This is a genomic window from Enterococcus mundtii (genome assembly GCF_013394305.1).
In the GTDB taxonomy this organism is placed as follows: Bacteria; Bacillota; Bacilli; order Lactobacillales; family Enterococcaceae; genus Enterococcus_B; species Enterococcus_B pernyi.
Genome location: NZ_AP019810.1, coordinates 2510577 through 2532212, shown reverse-complemented (window position 1 = coordinate 2532212; position 21636 = coordinate 2510577). Strand labels below are relative to the sequence as shown.

At 39.0% G+C, this 21636-nt stretch carries 21 protein-coding genes; 2 read left to right on the top strand and 19 right to left on the bottom strand.

What is annotated here, in order from left to right; genetic code table 11:
* Window positions 1-49: 49 nt before the first annotated feature.
* From ileS to HZ311_RS12115, 17 genes are all read right to left on the bottom strand, one after another.
* Complete coding sequence (ileS, locus tag HZ311_RS12195) at window positions 50-2842, bottom strand: isoleucine--tRNA ligase (RefSeq protein WP_178946726.1); 2793 nt, start codon at window positions 2840-2842, stop codon at window positions 50-52.
* A 244-nt stretch (window positions 2843-3086) separates the two neighbouring features.
* Window positions 3087-3794, bottom strand: a complete 708-nt coding sequence (locus HZ311_RS12190; protein ID WP_010735972.1) for a DivIVA domain-containing protein — start codon at window positions 3792-3794, stop codon at window positions 3087-3089.
* A 20-nt stretch (window positions 3795-3814) separates the two neighbouring features.
* Entirely contained in the window at window positions 3815-4597 is a 783-nt protein-coding gene (locus HZ311_RS12185) for a YlmH family RNA-binding protein (protein WP_178946725.1), read from the bottom strand.
* Between the two features lie 33 nt (window positions 4598-4630).
* Window positions 4631-4900: a YggT family protein gene (locus tag HZ311_RS12180; protein WP_010735974.1), complete on the bottom strand. Its 270-nt coding sequence runs from the start codon at window positions 4898-4900 to the stop codon at window positions 4631-4633.
* 30 nt (window positions 4901-4930) lie between these two features.
* Entirely contained in the window at window positions 4931-5530 is a 600-nt protein-coding gene (locus tag HZ311_RS12175) for a cell division protein SepF (RefSeq protein WP_023519355.1), read from the bottom strand.
* The gene (locus HZ311_RS12170; protein ID WP_010735976.1) at window positions 5530-6216 is read right to left on the bottom strand and encodes a YggS family pyridoxal phosphate-dependent enzyme; all 687 of its coding nucleotides are present in this window, start codon (window positions 6214-6216) and stop codon (window positions 5530-5532) included. The genes HZ311_RS12175 and HZ311_RS12170 overlap by 1 nt, the downstream gene beginning before the upstream one ends.
* Before the next feature lie 15 nt (window positions 6217-6231).
* On the bottom strand, window positions 6232-7479 hold the full coding sequence (ftsZ, locus tag HZ311_RS12165; protein WP_010735977.1) for a cell division protein FtsZ: 1248 nt from the start codon (window positions 7477-7479) through the stop codon (window positions 6232-6234).
* A gap of 21 nt (window positions 7480-7500) precedes the next feature.
* Complete coding sequence (gene ftsA / locus HZ311_RS12160) at window positions 7501-8829, bottom strand: cell division protein FtsA (RefSeq protein WP_019723318.1); 1329 nt, start codon at window positions 8827-8829, stop codon at window positions 7501-7503.
* A 154-nt stretch (window positions 8830-8983) separates the two neighbouring features.
* Window positions 8984-10159, bottom strand: a complete 1176-nt coding sequence (locus HZ311_RS12155) for a cell division protein FtsQ/DivIB (RefSeq protein ID WP_137072070.1) — start codon at window positions 10157-10159, stop codon at window positions 8984-8986.
* 14 nt (window positions 10160-10173) lie between these two features.
* Complete coding sequence (murG, locus tag HZ311_RS12150) at window positions 10174-11262, bottom strand: undecaprenyldiphospho-muramoylpentapeptide beta-N-acetylglucosaminyltransferase (RefSeq protein WP_023519353.1); 1089 nt, start codon at window positions 11260-11262, stop codon at window positions 10174-10176.
* An 18-nt stretch (window positions 11263-11280) separates the two neighbouring features.
* Window positions 11281-12651 carry a UDP-N-acetylmuramoyl-L-alanine--D-glutamate ligase gene (gene murD, locus HZ311_RS12145; protein WP_023519352.1) on the bottom strand — a complete coding sequence of 457 codons (1371 nt, stop codon included), beginning with the start codon at window positions 12649-12651 and terminating at the stop codon, window positions 11281-11283.
* 12 nt (window positions 12652-12663) lie between these two features.
* On the bottom strand, window positions 12664-13626 hold the full coding sequence (gene mraY / locus HZ311_RS12140; RefSeq protein WP_010735982.1) for a phospho-N-acetylmuramoyl-pentapeptide-transferase: 963 nt from the start codon (window positions 13624-13626) through the stop codon (window positions 12664-12666).
* 16 nt (window positions 13627-13642) lie between these two features.
* Window positions 13643-15835: a penicillin-binding transpeptidase domain-containing protein gene (locus HZ311_RS12135; RefSeq protein ID WP_023519351.1), complete on the bottom strand. Its 2193-nt coding sequence runs from the start codon at window positions 15833-15835 to the stop codon at window positions 13643-13645.
* Entirely contained in the window at window positions 15836-16234 is a 399-nt protein-coding gene (gene ftsL, locus HZ311_RS12130) for a cell division protein FtsL (protein ID WP_010735984.1), read from the bottom strand.
* Between the two features lie 4 nt (window positions 16235-16238).
* Window positions 16239-17198 (bottom strand): 16S rRNA (cytosine(1402)-N(4))-methyltransferase RsmH, encoded by a 960-nt coding sequence (gene rsmH / locus HZ311_RS12125; protein WP_010735985.1) that lies wholly within the window; start codon window positions 17196-17198, stop codon window positions 16239-16241.
* Between the two features lie 21 nt (window positions 17199-17219).
* A complete protein-coding gene (gene mraZ / locus HZ311_RS12120; protein WP_034691698.1) occupies window positions 17220-17651 on the bottom strand; it encodes a division/cell wall cluster transcriptional repressor MraZ in 432 nt (143 codons plus the stop codon).
* Window positions 17652-17821: 170 nt separating this feature from the next.
* The gene (locus HZ311_RS12115) at window positions 17822-18190 is read right to left on the bottom strand and encodes a DUF3397 domain-containing protein (RefSeq protein WP_010735987.1); all 369 of its coding nucleotides are present in this window, start codon (window positions 18188-18190) and stop codon (window positions 17822-17824) included.
* 209 nt (window positions 18191-18399) lie between these two features.
* On the opposite strand from HZ311_RS12115, the gene HZ311_RS12110 reads away from it, so the two are divergent.
* Both HZ311_RS12110 and HZ311_RS12105 read left to right on the top strand, forming a co-directional pair.
* Window positions 18400-19356: a magnesium transporter CorA family protein gene (locus HZ311_RS12110; RefSeq protein WP_010735988.1), complete on the top strand. Its 957-nt coding sequence runs from the start codon at window positions 18400-18402 to the stop codon at window positions 19354-19356.
* Between the two features lie 71 nt (window positions 19357-19427).
* Window positions 19428-19544 carry a DUF4044 domain-containing protein gene (locus tag HZ311_RS12105; protein WP_010735989.1) on the top strand — a complete coding sequence of 39 codons (117 nt, stop codon included), beginning with the start codon at window positions 19428-19430 and terminating at the stop codon, window positions 19542-19544.
* Between the two features lie 131 nt (window positions 19545-19675).
* On the opposite strand, the gene HZ311_RS12100 is transcribed toward HZ311_RS12105, so the two are convergent.
* A complete protein-coding gene (locus tag HZ311_RS12100) occupies window positions 19676-20275 on the bottom strand; it encodes a hypothetical protein (protein ID WP_137072067.1) in 600 nt (199 codons plus the stop codon).
* Window positions 20262-21464: a hypothetical protein gene (locus HZ311_RS12095; protein ID WP_178946724.1), complete on the bottom strand. Its 1203-nt coding sequence runs from the start codon at window positions 21462-21464 to the stop codon at window positions 20262-20264. The genes HZ311_RS12100 and HZ311_RS12095 overlap by 14 nt, the downstream gene beginning before the upstream one ends.
* Window positions 21465-21636 lie beyond the last annotated feature (172 nt).

Below are 21636 nucleotides of genomic sequence, written 5' to 3'. Positions count from 1 at the left end.
CATAAAAACAACCAAACACAAGATGTGTTTGGTTGTTTTTTACTAACTTCTATTCAAAACCTTCTGCGACTGCTTCTGGATAGAATTCTTCAACAAGCTGTGCGCAACGTCCGCATAAGTGTGGTAATTTTTCATCAGTTCCAACATCTTTACGGATTTGACGGCAACGATCACATGTTTCACCTTCTGCTTTTTCGACTAAAATCGCTACATCATCAAAGACTAAAGCATTTTCAGGCGCTTCAATGTTTTCTGGCATAACCGTAAAGTAGTCTGGTGAGACGATCAATAATTGAGGAATGTCAGCAGCAACTGCTGTCAATAATTGATTCACCTGTTGATTTGGATAGATCGTTAATTTTGCTTCTAATGATTTTCCGATCAATTTACTATTTCTTGCTTCTTCTAGTGCTTTTAAGACTTTATCACGGAAATCCATGAAGGCCGCCCATGTATCTAATAACTCATCTTGGTTAGGATATTCAACATATCCTGGTAACTCACTTAATTGAACATAAGCTTCCTCTTCTTTTAAGAAGGACCAGATTTCCTCTGTTGTGTGAGGAATGATCGGTGTCAGTAATTTTGTTAATGAAACAGCTGTTTCATAAAAAACAGTTTGCATACAACGACGTTGATGATCATTTTCTGCTTCAATATAAACAACATCTTTTGCAAAATCAAGATAGAAAGAAGAAAGATCAACTGTTAAGAAATTCATCACTGTGCGATAGATTTGCATAAAGTTATACTTATCATATCCTTCTTCACGGATTTCTTTGATGACTTGATTTAAACGAACTGTCATATATTTATCAACTGAACGACGATCTTCATACGCTACTGCATCTTTCTTAGGGTCAAAATCATCCGTATTTGCTAATAGGAAACGCATCGTATTTCGGATTTTTCGATAAACTTCAGCAACTTGACCTAAAATATCCATAGACACACGAACATCTGCTTCGTAGTCCACACTAGATACCCATAGACGTAGAATATCCGCACCAAATTGTTTGATCACTTTATCTGGAACGATCGTATTGCCTAATGATTTACTCATTTTTCGACCTTCTCCATCTAACGTGAACCCTTGTGATAGAACTGCTTTGTATGGCGCAACACCATTGATCGCGACACTTGTTGTGATACTTGAGTTGAACCAACCACGGTATTGATCGGAGCCTTCAAGGTACATATCTGCTGGGAAAGATAACTCAGGGCGTTGACGTAAAACTGCTTCATGAGAAGAACCTGAATCAAACCATACGTCCATGATATCTGTTTCTTTAGTAAATTCGCCATTTGGTGATCCTGGATGCGTAAAGCCTTCAGGTAGTAAGTCCTTCGCTTCTTTTTCAAACCAAATGATTGAGCCATGGGCCGCAAATAATTCAGCGACATGTTCAATCGTCTCAGGTGTAATGATTGCTTCACCATTTTCAGCATAAAAGATTGGTAGTGGGACGCCCCAAGCACGTTGGCGTGAGATGACCCAATCGCCGCGATCACGTACCATATTGTAAAGACGTGTTTTTCCCCATGGAATGATCCAATCAACTTTTTCCACTTCATCAAGAATGTTTTGGCGGAAATCATTGATTGAAGCAAACCATTGTGGTGTTGCACGATAAATGACAGGTTTTTTAGTACGCCAGTCATGTGGGTAACTATGGGTGAAGAAATCCAATTTCAACAAGGCACCTTTTTCTTTTAATAGATCCGTGATCATTGGATTTGCTTTGTCATAAAAGATTCCTTCGAATCCAGGAGCTTCATCAGTAAATACACCTTTAGAATCAACGGGAGAAACAACAGGTAATTTGTAACGATTTCCTGCAATATAGTCATCTTCCCCGTGTCCAGGTGCAGTGTGAACTAATCCAGTACCGGCATCCAGCGTCACATGATCTCCTAATATCACTAAAGATTCACGATCATAGAATGGATGTGTCGCTGTCATGTATTCCATCTCTTGTCCTGCAAATTCTTTTAAGACTTGGACTGCTTCCCAGCCAATTGCTTGTTGTACCGTTTCCATCAAATCTTTGGCAACGACAAATTTGCGACCATCAGCTTCTACTAAGACATACGTAAATGTTGGATTTACAGCAATCCCTTGGTTAGCTGGCAATGTCCATGGTGTAGTTGTCCAAATAACGAAAGCAGTATCTTCTTCCAAAAGACCTTTGCCATCTTTCACAGTGAAGGCGACGTAGATTGAAGGAGATTTGACATCTTTATATTCAATTTCAGCTTCAGCTAATGAGGATTCACTAGATGGTGACCAGTAAATTGGTTTTAATCCTTTATAGATATATCCTTTTTCAGCCATTTTACCAAACACACGGATCTGTGCAGCTTCATAGGAAGGATCTAAAGTGACATAAGGATTTTCCCAATCACCAGCAACACCTATACGTTTAAAGTCTTCTCGCTGTTTGTCTACTTGTGAAAGGGCGTATTCACGACACTTTTCCAAATATTCAGCCATCGTCATTTCTTTTCTTTTGATCCCTTTGTTCGTCAACACTTGCTCAATCGGCAAGCCATGCGTATCCCAACCGGGAACGTACGGCGCACGAAAACCAGACATTGATTTTGAACGGATGATGATATCTTTACTAATTTTATTTAAAGAATGCCCTAAATGGATATTTCCGTTTGCATACGGAGGCCCATCATGAAGTATGAAGCTTGGTTTGCCTTCATTCAACGCTTGTCTTTGTTGATAGATTTGATTTTCTTCCCATTCTTTTTGCCATTCACCTTCACGGTTTGGCAAATTCCCACGCATAGGAAAACTTGTTTTTCCTAGTTGTAAGGTTTCTTTCATTTTCATACAAACACTCCTTAACTATAGTTTACAGAACGCAAAAAAGCATGCTCATCCTAGGGACGAACATGCCGTGGTACCACCCAAATTTAGTTACGATCGTAACTCTCAAAGACCGATAACGAGGTCAACCGCTATTTCTTACTAGTGTTCAGAAATAAATCAAGTAGAGGATCTTTCACTTTGCAGGGTCTTACCAATCTTACACTGTCATTGGCTCGCTTTAAGAATGTCAAAATGCTTTTCTGTTCTACTCTTCTTCGTATTCTCCAGGAATGATCGAAAGATCGATTGCTTGCGTATCAAAAGCAGTCACTGGAGACTCGTATACTCCTGTTTCAGAGTGTACATCACTTTCATTTTCATTGTCAAGCTGTTTTGCCAAAACTTCTTTGATTACTTCATGGCTATCTGTTACATAACTAGAAAATGGTTGTAGGATCTCATCCCATTCTGGACTTTTTACTTGTTCAAGTTGAGATTCCAACATCAAGCTGATTCGTTGATGGAATACACGAGTTTTCTTCTTCAAGTCCTCTGTTTCTGTCGCTAATTGTCTTGCTTTTTCAGTCGCATCTGTCAAGATACGACGTGCTTTTTCTTCAGCATCTGTAGTTAATTGGTGCGCACGTTTTTCAGCATTTGCGACCATTTCGTCCGCTTTGTTTTGTGCAGAAGTAACAATCACTTCTGATTCTTTGCTTGCACTTGTTTTTACTTTGTCAGCTGTATCTTGTGCCACAATGATCGATTGATTCAACGCATCTTTCAATTCATTGAAGTACTCAAGTTTTTCTTCCGAATGCTTTACTGCTTTTTCTAATTCACGATTTCTTTGTGTTACTTCTTCGTAATCACGAACGACTAAATCTAAGAAATCATCTACTTCGTCTTGATTGTATCCCCGCATTTTTGTTGGGAATGTTTTATTTTGAATATCTAATGGAGTTAAAGCCATGAGTAAACCACCTTCTTGTTTTATTTACGTAATACACCAAACAACACCCTGCACTTGTCTTTTTTCGTTTTCCCCTCAAGGTCTTGGATCTGTATTCTACCATACCCTCTGATCGAAACAATTTCCAATAACTCAAGTAGAAAGTCCGGTTTTGTATTTTCTGTCCAATTGACTTTTACTTTACCTGCTTCGATCAGTTGCTTCGAACGTTGTCTGGATATATTATAGATTTCCGATATCACAGTGTCCAGTCTAAGTGAAGTGACCGTTCCTCTTTCTTGCATCCAGCTATCTTTTGGCAAGACCATATCTGTATACTTGATTTCCTCTAAGCGTACAGCTACTTTTCCGATCTTAGTCACTTGATTAACGACAAAGTGGTCGACTTCATTTGCAATGAAAACTTGCCATCGTTCATCATCTGAAATAATATCACCAAAATATGAACGTTTTATCCCTGTACCAACTAATGTACCTAGGATCTTCCCATGGCTTAAATTGGCAAATTTACTGGGATAATGGACTTCATATAATGACATTTCAAAATCTTCATCAACAGGCTCATAATAGTCTGGGAAAATCAAGCATCTTTTCCGTTCCGCTTGCTCATACCCACCATATAACTGAAAACGCAAGTCACTATTTTGACGTATCAGGGTCTCTAAGATGTAGCACTGTCTCGGATCAAGAAATTCTGTCAGATATGGTGCATACTGACTCTGGACCTGTTCAATCCAATCTCCGACAGAGTCGATAAAAGAACGTTCATCTACTCGGAAATGTTGATATACATTCGCATCCACTTGATCCCCTCCTATCTCCCTGTTTATTCTACGCTAAATAGCGAACGTAATCATCCATAAAACGATATGCTGCAATCCTTGTACGGCAAGATTCAAAATCAAAATCGATGCTAAGATCGTAAAATCAATTGGTCCAAATCTTAACGGCAAACGATCAAATAGGCTGATATATGGTTCACAAATCTTTGCTAATATACGTCCAAGACTAGATTGGTACCCTCCAGGAAACCAAGATAGTAACGCATAAACTACTAGAATCATGCTGTAAAAGTATGCAGCACGTGAAATTAAATTAAGTAACATAAAAAGAATATAAATGTTTACTCCTCCTCTTTACAGATCAAACATACTGCCATCTGCGAAAGATTGAGCCGTTGAACTATCGATTTCCAGACCAGCAGGTGTGCAAAGGAAAATCTCATCACCTACTCGTTTGATATCGCCGTCTAACGCATAGACTGTCCCTGTTAGGAAATCCACGATACGTCGAGCCTGCTTTTCTTCTACTAATCGAAAATTGACTAATGTTGCTTCTCCCGCAATGATCCTTTTAGCAATCGTCATCGCTTCAGAGTAGGCACGAGGTTCCATCACTGTGATTTTTCCTGCTACCTGTGTGTTAGGTTGAACAGATGGTCTCGTTTGTCGTTGGTCTTTTTGCGTATTTTTTGTAGAAGTTTGATGTAATTCAATGACTTTTTTTGTTTCGTTCATCGGCGCATTCTCAAGACCAACCGGACGAGATGTCGTCGCTGGACGTTGTTTTTTTTCAATCGGCTGTGAAACAGCTGGAGAATGTTGTTGATACTGTGTGTTTGATTTAGTTGGTTGCTTGGCAACCTGTTGTTGTTCAGGATAATCTTCGTATTCGTACTCTTCTTCATCCGCTAATCCGAAAAAATTAGCAATTGCTCCCCTGTTTAAAAGTGACATTATTCTTCCTCCTCGTCTTTGAATAGCGCTGTTCCTACACGGATAAATGTAGCTCCTTCTTCAATTGCAAGTTGAAAATCTTGGCTCATCCCCATGCTCAGTTCGGTACATGGTGCATGTGTGTATTGTTTTGATTGGGCAAGATCACGCAATTCTCTCAGCGTTTCAAATACTTTATGAATTTGTTCAGCAGAAGCGTCCTTCGGTGCCATAGTCATAAGTCCCACTACCTGTATATTTGGATAGGCTGCTAAAGATTCTAAGAAAGGTAGAAGCTCCGCTGGTGAGATACCGTGTTTCGATACTTCACCAGACACATTGACTTCCACAAAACAAGCTAGCTGTTTTTCTAATCTTTTTTGGATTTCTTCTGCTAATTTCAAACTGTCTAACGCATGAAAGTAATCAATTTCATTTACAATCAATTTTACCTTTCTGCGTTGTAAATTACCAATTAAATGCCACTTCACTTCAGAATATTTAAGCAAATCTTGTTTTTTTTGCAACAATTTATCGACACGATTTTCTGCACAATGTGTGACTCCAGCATTGATTAATTCTTCAGCTTGGAGTGACTCTACAGATTTTGTAACAGCTACTAATGTCACTTCTTTCGGGTCACGATGAACAAGAGCACACGAATCCTGAATGTCTTGCTTGATATTCTGCAAGTTGTCAGCAATCATGTGCTCTTCCTCCTTTTATTTTTTACGACGGAAAAACGGCGGTGTATTCAATTCGTCGTCACCTTTTGTTTTTGTTTCTTCACGATTGAATGTATCAAATTCTTTTTTCTCAATAGTTTCGTAATTAGACTCATCCACTTTTGGACGAACATTTTGTTCGCGGCGGATGTCCCAATCACCAAAACTGCTTTCATCCTCAGCAGTAATTGGTTTTGCTTGGTCCATGTCTAATCGATTGCTTTGAGCAGAAGATTGCGTTTGAGTTGACGTTTGTCTAGCTGGACGACTAGACTTCCGTTCCTTTTTTGTTTCATCAATACCTGTAGCAATGACCGTTACACGGATTTCATCGCCCATTTCTTCATTGATCGATGTCCCTAAGATGATATTTACATCGCCAGTTGCTGCATTTGCTACGATATCTGAAGCATCTTGTGCTTCGAATAACGTCATATCCAAGCCACCAGTGATGTTCAATAGGACTTGTTCTGCCCCATCGATCGATGTTTCTAATAATGGAGAAGAGATTGCTTTCTTCGTTGCTTCGATAACGCGTTCTTCACCGCTTGCTACTCCGATACCCATCAAAGCAGTACCTTGGTTTGCCATCACTGTTTTCACATCAGCAAAATCCAAGTTTACGTAACCTGGTGCAGTGATTAGATCAGAGATACCTTGCACACCTTGGCGTAAGACATTATCTGCCTCGCGGAATGCTTCAAGCATTGGTGTCTTTTTATCAACGACTTCAAGAAGTCGGTTGTTTGAGATGATCAATAATGTATCTACGTTTTCTTTCAAACGTGCGATACCTTCCGCAGCAAAACGGCCACGTTTTGGTCCTTCAAATGTAAATGGACGAGTGACAACACCTACTGTCAATGCACCCAATTCTCTAGCAATTCCAGCAACGATCGGTGCAGCACCAGTACCAGTTCCACCACCCATACCAGCAGTGATGAAGATCATGTCTGCGCCTTCTAATGCTTCACGTAGAGATTGTTCACTCTCTTCAGCTGCTTTTTGGCCAACTTCTGGTTGTGAACCTGCACCTAAACCACGTGTGTATTTAGGTCCTAATTGGATCACTGTTTCAGCTTTTGAATTTTTTAATGCTTGGACGTCTGTGTTGGCAGTGATAAATTCAACACCTTTAACGTTTTCTTCAATCATACGGTTTACAGCGTTTCCGCCTCCGCCACCGACGCCGATTACTTTGATGACTGCGCCGTCATTGATGTTATTATCAATTGAGAATTCCATGTTTTTTTCCTCCCACGATGATTAATCAAATATATTGGTAAAAAATCCTTTGATTTTACTTGTTACGTTTTCGCCAGAATTTTTTTCTTCTGGTTCTTCGTTATACGTTGTTTCTTCTGCCACATCGTATTGTTCATAAGATGTGTGAGCTTCCGGCTCATTGGTTGTATAATGAACAGGTGCTGATTCCCCCATAACAGCGATTTTAGCTAATTGGTATACTTCACTTAAATTCGCAGAGTAATCAACGATACTGATCACGTTTGTAAATACTGGATTTCTTAGACCCATTTGATTTGGTACATAAAGCTTCACATTTACGCCAAATATTTCCTGTGCCAAATCAACGACACCTGGAAGGCTTGCTGCCCCACCAGTTAAGACGATACCGCCAGGCAGCTCTAACGCTTCGATTTGATCTAACGCTTCTTTTGCTTTATTGAAGATTTGTTCCATTCGAGCAGAGATTACTTCTGATAGGTAATGTTCATCGACTCGAACAGGTTCTGTTTGGCCGATCACATCTACCGGAAATTCTTCTTGCTCTGAGGTACGTTCTGGATATGCATCCCCGTAATTTATTTTTAATGCTTCTGCATTGTTGAAGGAAGTATTTAAAACAATGGAGATATCTTTTGTGACAAATTCGCCACCTTCTTGATCTAGGCTCGTGAATTTCAACTGTTTGTCATGCATGACAGCTGTTGTTGTTTGTCCGCCACCCATATCGATAACGATTGTACCAAAATCTTTTTCTCCATCCGAAAGAATTGATTCAGTCAACGCTAAAGGTGTGATCACTAATTCATTGACGATCAATCCCGCATTTTCAACACATTTACGAATGTTATGAATGATTGTTTTTGGTCCAGTAAATAACAGACCATACATTTCTAATCTGACACCGATCATCCCACGAGGATCTTTGATGCCTTCGAATCCATCTACCGTAAAGTCCTGTGGTAAAATTGACACGATTTGACGTTCAGGAGGTATTGAACGAACCAGTGCAGCTGAAGCCACATTGCGGACATCTTCATCGGTGATTTCTTTTGAATCTCCGTTTACTGCAATCATCCCTTGGCAGTTTTCTACTTCAAGCATGTTTGCTGGTAGACCCACGCTTACACTTTTGATTTGAATGCCGGCTTTTTCTTCTGCCTGACGCACTGCTCGCTGTATCGCTTGTACTGTTTTATCGATATCAACGATGATGCCTCGGTTAATCCCTTCTGATTTTGCGTTCCCTACTCCAATAATATTCATTTGGCTGTCGATATATTCAGCCACGACAACTTTGACAGATGTCGTTCCAATATCAAGGCCTACGTACATTCCTGTTTTTGCCATGAATGGGATTCCCTCCTACTTAACTATTCCATATACATGCGAACCAATAACGTCCGTTTTAAAAATATACTTAATAGATATATTCACTGTTTCCAATTTTACCATAAATTACCAGTTTTTAGAAAGTAGATTATCACATTTTACAGTGGTTTTCTTAATTTTCATCTAAACTTGACGAAGATGGGGTCGTATTTTCATTTGTTGGATTCATTTCGCCTTGATTCTCACTTATTTGAGGCTCATCAACGCCCGTTTCTGAAGTAGAAGTTTGATCCGCACTTTGCGCACTTGCCTCTGTACTTTCTTCTGATCCATCTTCTTGCGCTTCTTCGCTATTATTTGAGTAAGGGTAAGAAAAAATCCCTACTTCCATGTCGATCACACCATTTTCTTCCATTTCGCTAGCTACTTGCGCATAAAAATTCATTTGCGTTGCTAAGTTAGTAATATTGACGATCACTTGGTTCCCATCGTTCATATTCAGCTGGATCAAATTTTGATTCGTATTACGAGGCGTATATTTGATTTCCGAAATGGCTTTTTGTAACTCTGGAGATAATTTATTATATTCTTTTGCTAAATCTTTGATTTTTGTTGAGTCAGTAAATCCTTCTAGGATCGGCAGATTTTTTGTTGGACTTTCAACTATTTCATTCAACACTGTTCCATCTTCGATCACAGGGCTATATTTTCCGTCCGTTAAAATCAAAGCAATCTCTTTATATTCAGTGACAGACAGATCAAATGTATTGACACTACTAAAACCGATCGTAGCAGATTTTATTCGAGGCTGCTCTTTTTTCAAATGATCGATGTAACTTTGGCGCTGCCAATACTGTCCCCAAATATGCTGATTCAATGCTAATTGCGTATCCTTCAATATTTCTTCTTTCGAAACAACTTCATTTCCGGAAACAGAAACGCCCTCTAATTTGCTCAACGGGGAAACATAATAAATCAAAAATAACAAAGGAATCAAAAGAATGGAAATGATTAAACTCAGCCTTTTGTATAAAACTTTGTTTCGATAATTTTTTAAATTAGGCAAGCGATCAATAAACGAACCATTATACGGTCCCCCGTCTTTCTTATGTTCGATTTCTTCATAGTCTAATAAATCATCTTCTTCAACAAGTAGTTCTTCTTTTTTAGGAGGTGTAGGTTCTTTTTGTTCTTCTTTATGCTCGCTTTTTTCACTTGTTCCTGTCTGATGATCTGTGTGTTCTTTATGTTCTTCTAAGTATTTTCGGTTGGCCATTTGCCAAGGCGTCAGCGAGTTTTCATCGTTTGACTTCTCAGGCGTTTTTTTTGTTTCTTTTTTCTTACTCATCTATGACCACCACCTTATTCTATGATTAACGATTTTGCTAGTTGATACAAACGCTCAGACGCATCCGGGATACCTAATGTTTTAGAGGCAGTTGACATATTTTGTTGTAGTGTTTCATCTGTCATGATCTCATTTATCGTGGCACCCAATGAATCACCATCCAACTCTCCATCCGCAATCATCTTAGCCGCCCCAACTCGAACGAGACTCATCGCGTTTTTTGTCTGATGATCGTTTGTCACATAAGGACTTGGGATAAGGATCGCAGGTAACCCAAGTGCGGTCAACTCAGCAATGGAGGTCGCCCCTGCTCGTCCGACCAATAGATCACTTGCCGCCATCACCGCTGCCATTTCATTGATGTAAGGTTGAATACTGATATTTGCTTTTGTTTCTCCTAACTTTTCCTTAATACTTTGATAATAACGTTCTCCTGATGCATAAAGGATCTGATAATCCGTCGCTTCAAATGTATCCAAATAAGAAGTAACAGCTTGATTGATTTTTAATGCCCCTTGGCTTCCTCCAAAAATCAAGACTGTTTTCTTCTTAGGATCGAGATCAAATTTTTTTAGAATATCTGTTTTCATCGTATCTGCAACTTCTTGTGCTCGCGGGTTACCGATCAAAACTGATTTGTCCTCTGGGAAAAAGGTTGCTGCATCTTTAAAAGAAAGCGCGATTCGATCCACATAACGACTCAAAAATTTATTTGTCATCCCCGGTACACTATTTTGTTCATGGATGATTGTCGGAATCCCTAACTTAGCAGAAGCATACACAACTGCCCCAGAAACATAACCACCGGTTCCCATCACGATATCTGGTTGAAATTCTTTTAGTATTTTTTTCGCTTGATGGATACTTTTTAAGAATAATTGGATCGTTTTGACATTAGCTAGTGAAAACTTTCGCTGAAATCCTTGGATCTCTAAGGTATGAAAAGGAATCCCGGTGGTTGGAACGATTTTGTTTTCCAAACCACGTTTTGCACCTACATACATAAACTCGGCGTTCGGCTCTTGTGTTTTCACATAATTGACGAAGGCTAGCGCGGGATAGATATGTCCACCGGTTCCTCCACCTGTTACCAAAATTTTCATAGTTTTTATCGCTCGTTTCTACTTTTCTATTTTTAATTTTCTAACGGCTTCCATAAAGCGATCACCACGGATCTCAAAATTAGGATATTGATCCCAACTTGCATTGGCTGGTGATAATAAAACCACATCTCCTGGTTCGCTATTTTCTAAAGCTACAGGAACCGCAGCTTCCACAGACTCTGCTGTGCAGACCGTTGGTATGCCCGCTTTTTCACCAGCATCCTTCAATTTCTCTTTAGTTTCACCAAAAGTGATCAATCCCTTCACTCCTTCAAGTGATGGAATGAGTTCATCAAAGCTATTGCCCCGATCAAGTCCACCGGCGATTAAAATTAATTTTTCTGGTTGAAATCCGCTTAATGCCATCTTGGTTGCTAAGATATTTGTGGCTTTCGAATCATTGTAAAATTTACGTCCTTGCACCTCACCAACATATTGTGTACGATGTGGTACGCCATGAAAATGACTCAATGTTTCTTTTATTTCTTCATTTGAGACATTATATTGTTTTGCAACAGTAATAGCTGCTAACGCATTTTCAACATTGTGCGCCCCTGGAACACCTATTTCTGAGATCTCCATGACTTTTTCTTTGTCGTAATAAATAACTCCCTCAAAAGAATAAGCACCTGTCGCTAAGACTTGATCTGTCGCAAAAGGTAACACTTTCGCTTTTGTTTTTTTACTTAGTTCCTGTAATTCTTTCTGATTCCAATTCAGTACAAGATAATCCTCTGACGTCATGTTTTTTTGCAAATGCCATTTAGCTTTGACATAGGCTGGACGAGAGCCATGATAGTCGATGTGTGCCTCATAGATATTCGTGATCACTGCAATATGGGGACGAAGATCAGTAATTCCCATCAATTGAAAACTTGAAAGTTCCATAACAATCTTGTCTTCCGGATTAGCTTCTTGTGCCACACTACTTGCAGGAAAGCCAATGTTACCAGCTAAACGAGTGATACCTGCTGATTTCCCCGCATTCAACAATAACCCAGTCATTGTTGTTGTCGTCGTTTTTCCGTTGGTGCCTGTTATGCCGATAATTGGGCATTCCGCTACTTCGTAAGCCAGTTCAACTTCCGTAATTACCGGAATACCCATTTCTTGAGCTTTTGCAACTAATGGATGTGTATAAGGAATACCTGGATTTTTGACCAGCATTAAAAATTTTTCATCTAATAATTCAATTGGGTGACTACCAGTCACTACTTTGATCCCTAAAGAAAGCAATTCTTGGGCTTCAGGATTTTCATCAAACGGTTTTCCGTCATTAACGGTGACAAGTGCGCCCAGTTCATGTAATAACTTGGCCGCACTAAATCCACTTTTTGCTAATCCTAATACAAGGACTTTTTTATTTTCATAAGTTGTTATTTTTTTCATTCTCGTCATCTCCTACCATACGATCCACAATGTGATCAATGAAGTAATTACACTTGTTATCCAAAAGACAGTATCTATCTTCCATTCAGACCAACCACTCATCTCGAAATGATGATGGATCGGTGACATTTTAAAGATTCTTTTACCAGTCAACTTGAAAGAAGATACTTGTAACATCACGCTAGCTGTTTCGATGACATACATCAGACCGATCAATAGTAATGTCCATTCCTGATTGAGCATGATCGAGATTGCTGCTAACAATCCTCCTAATGCTAAGGAACCGACATCCCCCATGAATATTTTGGCAGGCTTGCGATTATAGACGAAAAATCCTAGTAAACCACCTAAAACACTCAAGCAGATAATTAAGACATCATACTGCTGTTGGTGCCAAGCGATAACTGCGTAGGTCAGAAAAGAAATACTTCCTAATCCAGCTACTAAGCCATCAATACCATCTGTTAAGTTAACAGCATTGGAAAAGCCAACTAACCAGAAAATCGCGAATAATCCGTACAACCAACTTAATGGAAGAGCAATTCCAAAAAAATTCAGTGTTCCAGGGTATCCTTCACCACGATAAACGAGATAAAAGATGATTCCCCCAACAATTTGGCCAATCAATTTTTGCTTTGAGTTCAATCCCATATTTCTTTTCTTGAAGATTTTGATGAAATCATCCAAAAAACCAATTGCTCCATATAGGGCAAGTACAAAAAGTAGGATGAAAAGAGTAGGCGTTAACTGTTGTTGCCAAGCGCCTACCCAGATACCAGTCAAGAGCGCACTGACTAAAAACACCAATCCCCCCATCGTTGGAGTTCCGGCTTTTACATTATGCCATTTAGGTCCTTCCTCACGAATGGCTTGGCCTTGTTTTTTCATTTGAAAATAACCAATAAATAACGGCATTGTTGCAATCGTCATTGCACAACTACTCGCAATGGGAATTAATGTTTGTGTCAAATCCATGCTCTCTTCTCTCCTATTATTCTTTTAGATGGAAACTTAATGTTTCGTCAGATATTTTTTCATAAGGTGCGAGGCTTTGTTCTGTACAGTAACCATCACCGTGGAATGTCACTTCGACACCAAGTATTTTTCCTAATTTCATGATATCCGCCTTTGACCAACCTGTCACATCAGGCATCAATGCAGTACCACCACTATATAGAATCAATTTTTCTCCCGATATCAGCTCATCCCCATTTGCTGTGGATTGCGCTTCTACCTTATTTCCATCGCCAATGACTACTGGTTGCAAACCGCTCTTTTGTGCATCAGCAGCGGCAATATCAGGATTTAAATTACGATAGTCAGAAACAGTGATATTTTCCGTCTTTTTCTCTTCTGGCGTAGCTGTTTCAGCTTCTTTGAAATCCATTGCTCGTTTCAGTAAGGGGTTCGCAATTTTTGCTAAAGCCGTGCGGTCATATGTCTTAGGATGTTTCATTGTCAGATAAAGGACATATTCGGGATCCTCAGCTGGTACCATTTCGACGATCGAATACAGATACGCGGTATCACCTGTTAGATATCCTCCTGTATCAGAAGCAATCTGGGCTGTTCCTGTTTTAGCTGCAATATTGTATCCCGGAACATTATATACTCCGTAAGCACTACCGTAATTTTCATCTTCTATGACATCTCGCATATACTCACGAACTTTTTCTGTCGTTTCTTTCGAAAATGGCTGTCCTAACACTTCCGTTTCAGTAGAGACTTCTTCTCCAGTATTTGGATCAACGATCTTACTAATGTAACGTGGTTGGATCATAGTGCCGTTGTTGGCGATCGCACTGAAAGCTTTCATCATTTGGAAATTCGTGACACCAATCGCTTGACCATACGCACTCATCGCTTGGTCAACGATATTAGCAGTTGGTAAAGCACCCGCAACTTCATCATCTAAACCAGAGTGAGTACTTTGCCCAAATCCTAGTTTTTGCAAATAGTTAAACCACTTGCCACCTAAACGCTGTTCCAGCATTACCATACCCACGTTACTAGACCATGAAAGAGCTTGACGCATGGTCAGCATTCCTTTTTTACCAAAGTCATGGTCATTGATCGTGGCATCAGCTACTTTGATCTGTCCAGATAGGAAAGACTCATTTTCATCGAATTTACCTTCTTCGATTGCTGCTGCTGTCGTGAAGATTTTCATTGTTGAACCTGGTTCATAAGAATCTTGTACAAGGATGTTACGCCACACAGCATCTTCACCAGTCAACCCTTCCATCGTCTCAGGATTGAACGTCGGGCGTTGGCTCATCGCAGTGATCTCGCCAGTTTTAGCTTCCATCAATATCGCAGTCAATTCTTCAGGTTGATATTCTTCATTGACTTGATCCATCAATGTTTCTAAGTAACTCTGCAGACGACTATCAAGAGTCGTATACACATCTTTACCGTCTGTTGCCTTTTCTTCTTCTGCTACAGTACCTGGTAATGGATTTTGGAAATTATCTTTTTGATAATAGATCTTTCCGTTTTGTCCACTCAAAATATCATTATAAGCAGATTCGATCCCAAGTCGGCCAACCAGACCATTTTCTTCTTCATCCGGTACCGCATAGCCAATAAAATGGGAAGAAAATATCCCACTAGGATACATACGTGCAGGATGATTATCGAAATAAAGCCCATTAACATCAGCCGCTTTCATCTCTACTTCGATGTTTTGTTTCGTCTCTTGGGTGATATTACGTCCATAATTCCCAAATTCTACTTGGTAGAGATTTTGCTCGGCTCCATCGCGTAGCACCTTCAAGGCTTTACTTTTTTCCATTGAAAGGTTTTTGCTGATAATATCCGCAAGTGTATCGAAATCTTTTTCTTGTGCATATAATTTTTTGTTTCCAGTCGTGTATGTTTCGGAAAGAATTGCTTTGATCGAGTAAGACGTGGCATCTTCTGCTAGTGCCACCCCATTACGGTCAAAGATCGTGCCTCGTTTTGCCTTGACCTCTTCACTACCTTGATAAAGCTGGTTCGTTTTTTCTTCTAATGATGTACCAGCCACATGTCCACCGATCACGATGTATGCAAAACGAACGGCAAATAAAAAGAACAATCCAATACTCGTAGCAAATAAAATGATACCTACTTTTTTGCGATTGTTCATCGGATTTAGATTTTTCTTTTCCATAAACCGCCGGAATTTATTTTTAAGACTCATTTACTTCACTTTCCTTAAATTGTCGTCATTGATTGACAACCCTTTTTCTTCTGCGATTTTTTTAACACGCTCGGTACGAGAAAGTTCACTTTTCTCTTGCTCCAAACTGATTTTTTCTTGATTTTTTTCATTATATTCAACCTGTAGCGCCCCGATTTGCTTTTCCATACCACTAATATTAGTTCGTAACATCACTGTTAATACGCAAAGTGCGATGACAGAAAAAGCAATACACACTACGGCAAGCTTTTCGAAAATAGAGATTTGCTTCAAACGTTTTGCTGGAGATTGAGGAAGAACGATTTCTTTCTCTGAGGGTGAATCTGGCAGAGGTTGCTCTGGTAGTTCAATTTCTTGTAAATCATATGGATATTGTTGGACTTTCTTTAGTTCTGCCATTCTTCTACTCCTCTTTCTCTCGTATTTTTTCAGCGATACGCAATTTTGCACTACGAGAACGATTGTTTTCTGCCACTTCTTCTTCAGATGGTAACATCGGTTTTCTCGTTATCACTTTTAATTCAGGTTGGAACTCATCAGGTACGACCGGCAACCCTGGTGGTAAATCTTTGATCGTACTATATTCTTTGAACATGTTTTTGACGATCCGATCTTCTAATGAGTGGAAAGTGATCACACTGAGCCGGCCACCGACCTTCAATAAGCGGATTGCTTGCTCTAAGGAGGCTTGCTCCGCACCTAGCTCATCATTGACTGCAATTCGCACAGCTTGAAAAATGCGTTTTGCAGGATGACCGCCTTTTCGTCTTGCTGGGGCAGGAATCACCTGTTTGATGATTTCTACTAATTCCCCGGTTGTTTCAATCGGATGATCTTTTCTCACCCGTTCAATTTCTCTGGCAATTTGTTTTGAAAATTTTTCTTCTCCATAACGAAAGAAGATCTTTACTAATTCGTTATAAGGATATTCGTTGATCACATGATATGCTGACAAAGGTGCCGATTGATCCATTCGCATATCCAAAGGCGCATCTTGATGATAACTGAATCCACGTTCTGCTTCGTCTAACTGTGGCGAAGATACGCCTAAGTCGTAAAGTATCCCATCGACCTTAGGTACGTATTCAGTCAAGCGCTCTTCAAGCTCACGGAAATTTGCTTTGATAAAAGTGACCATACCTTTTTCGACATACTCAGCCAAACGGATTTTTGCGTGATCGATTGCGATCTGATCTTGATCAAATGCATAAAGATGACCCTCTGTATTCAATTGGCTTAATAAGTATTCGCTATGTCCGGCCCCGCCGAGTGTACAGTCCACATAAATTCCGTTCGGTTTGATTGCAAGTCCATCTACCGTTTCTTTTAACATGACTGTATAGTGTTGAAATGTTTCAGTCATTGGTCAGCCTCTTCCTATTTCTTATAATCCGAAATCAATCATATTTTCAGCGATTTCATTAAAGTTTTCTTCCGCAGCTTCTGAAAATTCTTGCCATTTGGCTTCATCCCAAATTTCGATCCGGTTTGACACTCCAACAATGACACACTCTTTCGTTATAGTTGCGTAGTTTCTTAATGTATTAGGGATATTGATACGTCCTTGCTTGTCCAACTCACATTCTGTAGCTGCTGAGTAGAAAAAACGGACAAAGGTTCTAGCGTCTTTCTTTGCTAGAGGCATATCATTGAGTTTCGACTCTAATTCGTTCCATTCGCTCATCGGATAGCCAAAAAGACAACCATCTAATCCACGAGTCAACACGAATTGTTCGCCTAATTCTTCACGCAGTTTTGAAGGCACGATCAAGCGACCTTTTGCATCAATATTATGCCGAAATTCGCCCATTAACATCGAAACTACCCCCAATCCTCCACTAACTAAAATCAGTCTACCACAATCCCCCACTTTCTACCACCTTTTATGGGAAATCTGAGAATAACTTTTTGATTAGTAAAAAAAATTTTAACAATCAAGCTGATAAAAGATTTTTTAAAGTCTTTTAACAGCCTGATTGCGCCATACTAGAGAAACGAAAGAATGTTTAGGACGATCAAAACGATATACATGACTAAGGTTACCAAAAAAGTAAGACGCCAAGTCATTTTGAAATAACGTGAATACACAAGTTCGTCATAATAATAAGCTTGGAATAACGCGATACAGATTGCCATTAAAAGGATAGTGATCAATAAAAAGGGCAAAAATGAAGACGTATCGGTATTACGAGACAATGCATGGATGCCTCCCCACAAAAAAGGAACGGCTAAATCAGGTGCTTTGACTTTGAAACGCCGAGTCAATGCAAATATTTTTACTAGAAATTGACAACCAAAAATCACGATTGCCGGAAAGATGTACCAAAACAATACAAGTGGTGAAAAACTACCCATTCGACAAATCTCCTTTTTTATCGTTGCGTTCAGTATACGTAATTTAGTTTACACAACGATTTCATTTAGTTTAAATTTATACTGTTTTATTATGTTGTTGCAGCCGTTGTTTGACAAATCAAGATTGATGATCAGTGGGTAGTCTCTTTCAATGTGTTCTTTTCAAGAATTGGTTATAATAGAAGAAAGAAGTATTGAGGAGGTTCCCAATGATAAAGTATTTTACACTTGAAGACCAGAAATTGGTTGATTCAATGGAAGAAACGGCTGAAACCATTTGGTATTGTGTCGAGCGACCCACAGAAGAAGAAATCAATCAATTGATCAAACAGTTCCAAATACCTAAAGATTACCTCACGTCTGTCTTAGACGATGCAGAAAACTCCAGGGTAGAAGAATTTAATCAAGAAAAGCTGACAAAACCAGCATTGGTATTATTACAATACCCTTTTCCAAAAACAAGTCCTAGCGGATATTTCCAAGTAGATACTTATCCGTTTTCGATTATTCTCACGCCCAAAAAGAAGCTTATCACAATTACGAATCACGAACCACTTTTTTTGAAAAAAGTCTTTCATCAAACGTTTCAAAGAAACGATCTTTCGACCACTCTAAATATTTTTATGCAGTTACTTTGGCAGATCACTCAGTCCTATAACACTTATCTTTCTACCTTACTTGCCCAATGTGATCTGTTGGAGACACAACTAAAAGTCTCAACTGAAAATAAGCAATTGTATCAAATCATGGATATCCAAAAAAGCTTGGTTTATTTCAAAGAAGCGACTGCCTCGAATCTTGAAGCGTTACAACAACTAGCCGAGAACCAATCGGTAAAAAATAATCACGCGATGATGAATCACCTCAGAGACGTGATTATCGAAACAGAACAAGCAAAGACCACCGCTCGTATCCGCTTAAAGCTTGTCGAACAGATGAACCAAACATTCTCTGCCATCATTTCAAACAACTTAAATAATATTATGAAAATTTTAACTTCTTTAACGATTATCTTAACGATTCCAACAATCATTGGAAGTATTTACGGTATGAATATTAAACTACCAATTGCCGAAAGGGATGATGCTTTTCTTTGGTTGATACTATTGACCGTGATCATTTCACTTCTGACCACTTATTATTTGAAAAAAGGTAAGTTTTTATAGAGATGCCCTCTTGTAGAATCAATGAAAAGCATGTAAAATCAACTTAACAATAATAAATCGAGGTAATCACGATGCGAGAAAAAAAACAAACAAGCACTTTTGCGAAAGTCACAAAATTAGTGATTTGGACAATGTTGATTTTGACAATCGGTTCAGTCGTTCTAACTGCTGTAATCAGTGTCATGTAAAAATAATGGAGGTTGCGCCAAATTTGGCGTAACCTCCATTTCCTGTTATTAATTATTATCATCAAGAGCCTGTCACATTGGTTACTACATACTTAAACTAACCTCTTTTTTGTTTGTTCTTGGTTGCTGTCTTACTTGATTCGATATATTTTTATGTTGGCTTTTACTCTCGCATCACTTGTTAGCATCGAAAAACTTTTCTTGTTTTCAATTCGAACTCCAGCCCCCGACCGTGTTGAATGACCCACTTGTTCGAATCTTACTTGATTACTTCCTTCTTTTTGCTTTTTCTGATATTGAGCCCCACTATTCTCTAAGGTTGACACTTTTTTACCTGTTGCTGTTTGAGTAGATTGTTGGTTCATCAAAGTATTGGGCAATGGATTCGAATGTCGATTATTTAAAGCCAAATTCTGCCGAGAATTTTTCTGTGTTCCTTTCATAGCTTCTTTAAATTTATTAAAGTTTTTTTCTAATCTCGGATCGAAATTATTCGGATCGATCCCCACTTCTTTATTAGTCGTCATTCTTTCCACACTGTTTGCCAGATGTGAATTTTCGCGATCTGCGGACATTTCTCTTTGATTCTTCACTCTATCTGGCTCATCCCATTCCTTTATCATCCGTCTTCTTCTTTTTAAGTACTCCTGTTCCAATTCTTTCTTACTTGGAACCGGGGTATCAGTAGCCTGAGGATGAAGAATTACCTCAGTATTTTTAAAATTGCTCATTCCAGGCTGAGAAATCAAATTGGCGTTGATTGGATTGGCTTGAAATCTTCGCTTCTTGCGTAAGCCCTGAATTTTGCTCATCCCTGAGGTTTTTGTAACTTGCTATATCCTTCGATAAGCTTTTGGATAAATCATGATTCGTAAACTCATTGATTAGTATTTTCGTTGCATCCAAAATTTGAGTTGCAAAATTTTCTTGTCCCAAACTATGGTCAGAGGAAGTAGGTTGATCAAACGATTGGGGTGATATATTGTCTTTATTTGCTTTCCCTAGGTTAATAGTAAATAATTGGAGATCAGGCAATGCAAAAGACATCAAATTTGAAACATAGGACAACATGGATTGATCCTTTGCTCCTTGCCCACCACCTCTATCAGTAGGTATTTCATATTGCCTGAAAAAATCAGTAAAGACTTTAGTTACTTTATCCCAAAATGCCTCGTTTATCTTGGGAGGGTGATCCAATCGTTCAAGTGCTGTGCTAGGCGTGTACATTTCCTCAAACGTTTTTTTAACTGGTTCAATCGCTGTTTGAGGCTTCTGGGCTTCCCCAAATGGTAGATTTACTTGTCCAACCGCTGTCGGGGGCTTCTGGATTTCCTCTAAAGGTAGGTTTGCTGCTCCAACCGACGTCGGGGGCTTCTGGATTTCCTCAACAAAACCTTTCAAAGTATTTTTAATTTGTTCTGCAACATTTTCTGCTGTAAGATTTCTAAATTGGCTTCGCTGATTTAGTGTTCTTCGTGGTCTCTGATGAACATTTTTATTAATATCCTTTTTATTTGAAACCATTAAATTGTTAAGTTCAACGTCCCAGTGATTAAGTGTATTTTTTAAATCAATTGTCATGTTGTGAGGGGAAACGTTATTGCTCTGTGTATGACTAGCTGTGATGTTGGAGGTACGTAGATAATCCATTGATTGTTCGGAAGTTCTTTTCATTTCGTTGTTTTTTTCTTTTGGTACATTCAATCGATTAGGGCCATGCGCAACCACTGGTGTTAACATATTTAACACACTGGTTGCGTATACCGCTCCCGTGAAAGCAGAAAATTCCCCTCTATTCAGATGAAATCTTCTTTGATTACTCAGAGCCCTTAACTCACGCTCTAACCCATGCGGATCTTGCTTGTCTATAACACTGTTGTCGAATCGTCCTATTCTCTCGTTATGATTTTCTCCTGGCATTCCTTTCACTCCTTCTATTTATTTAATTGGCATTCATTATTTACCGTAGTCAACATTCTGTTTTCCCATTAGCCTTGATAACGTTTGTGGTAGAAAAGTACTACTATCCTAATTTTTTAGTCATCTTTTTATTGTCTTCAATTAACTATATGCTCAAACTTGGTTCTTTTCG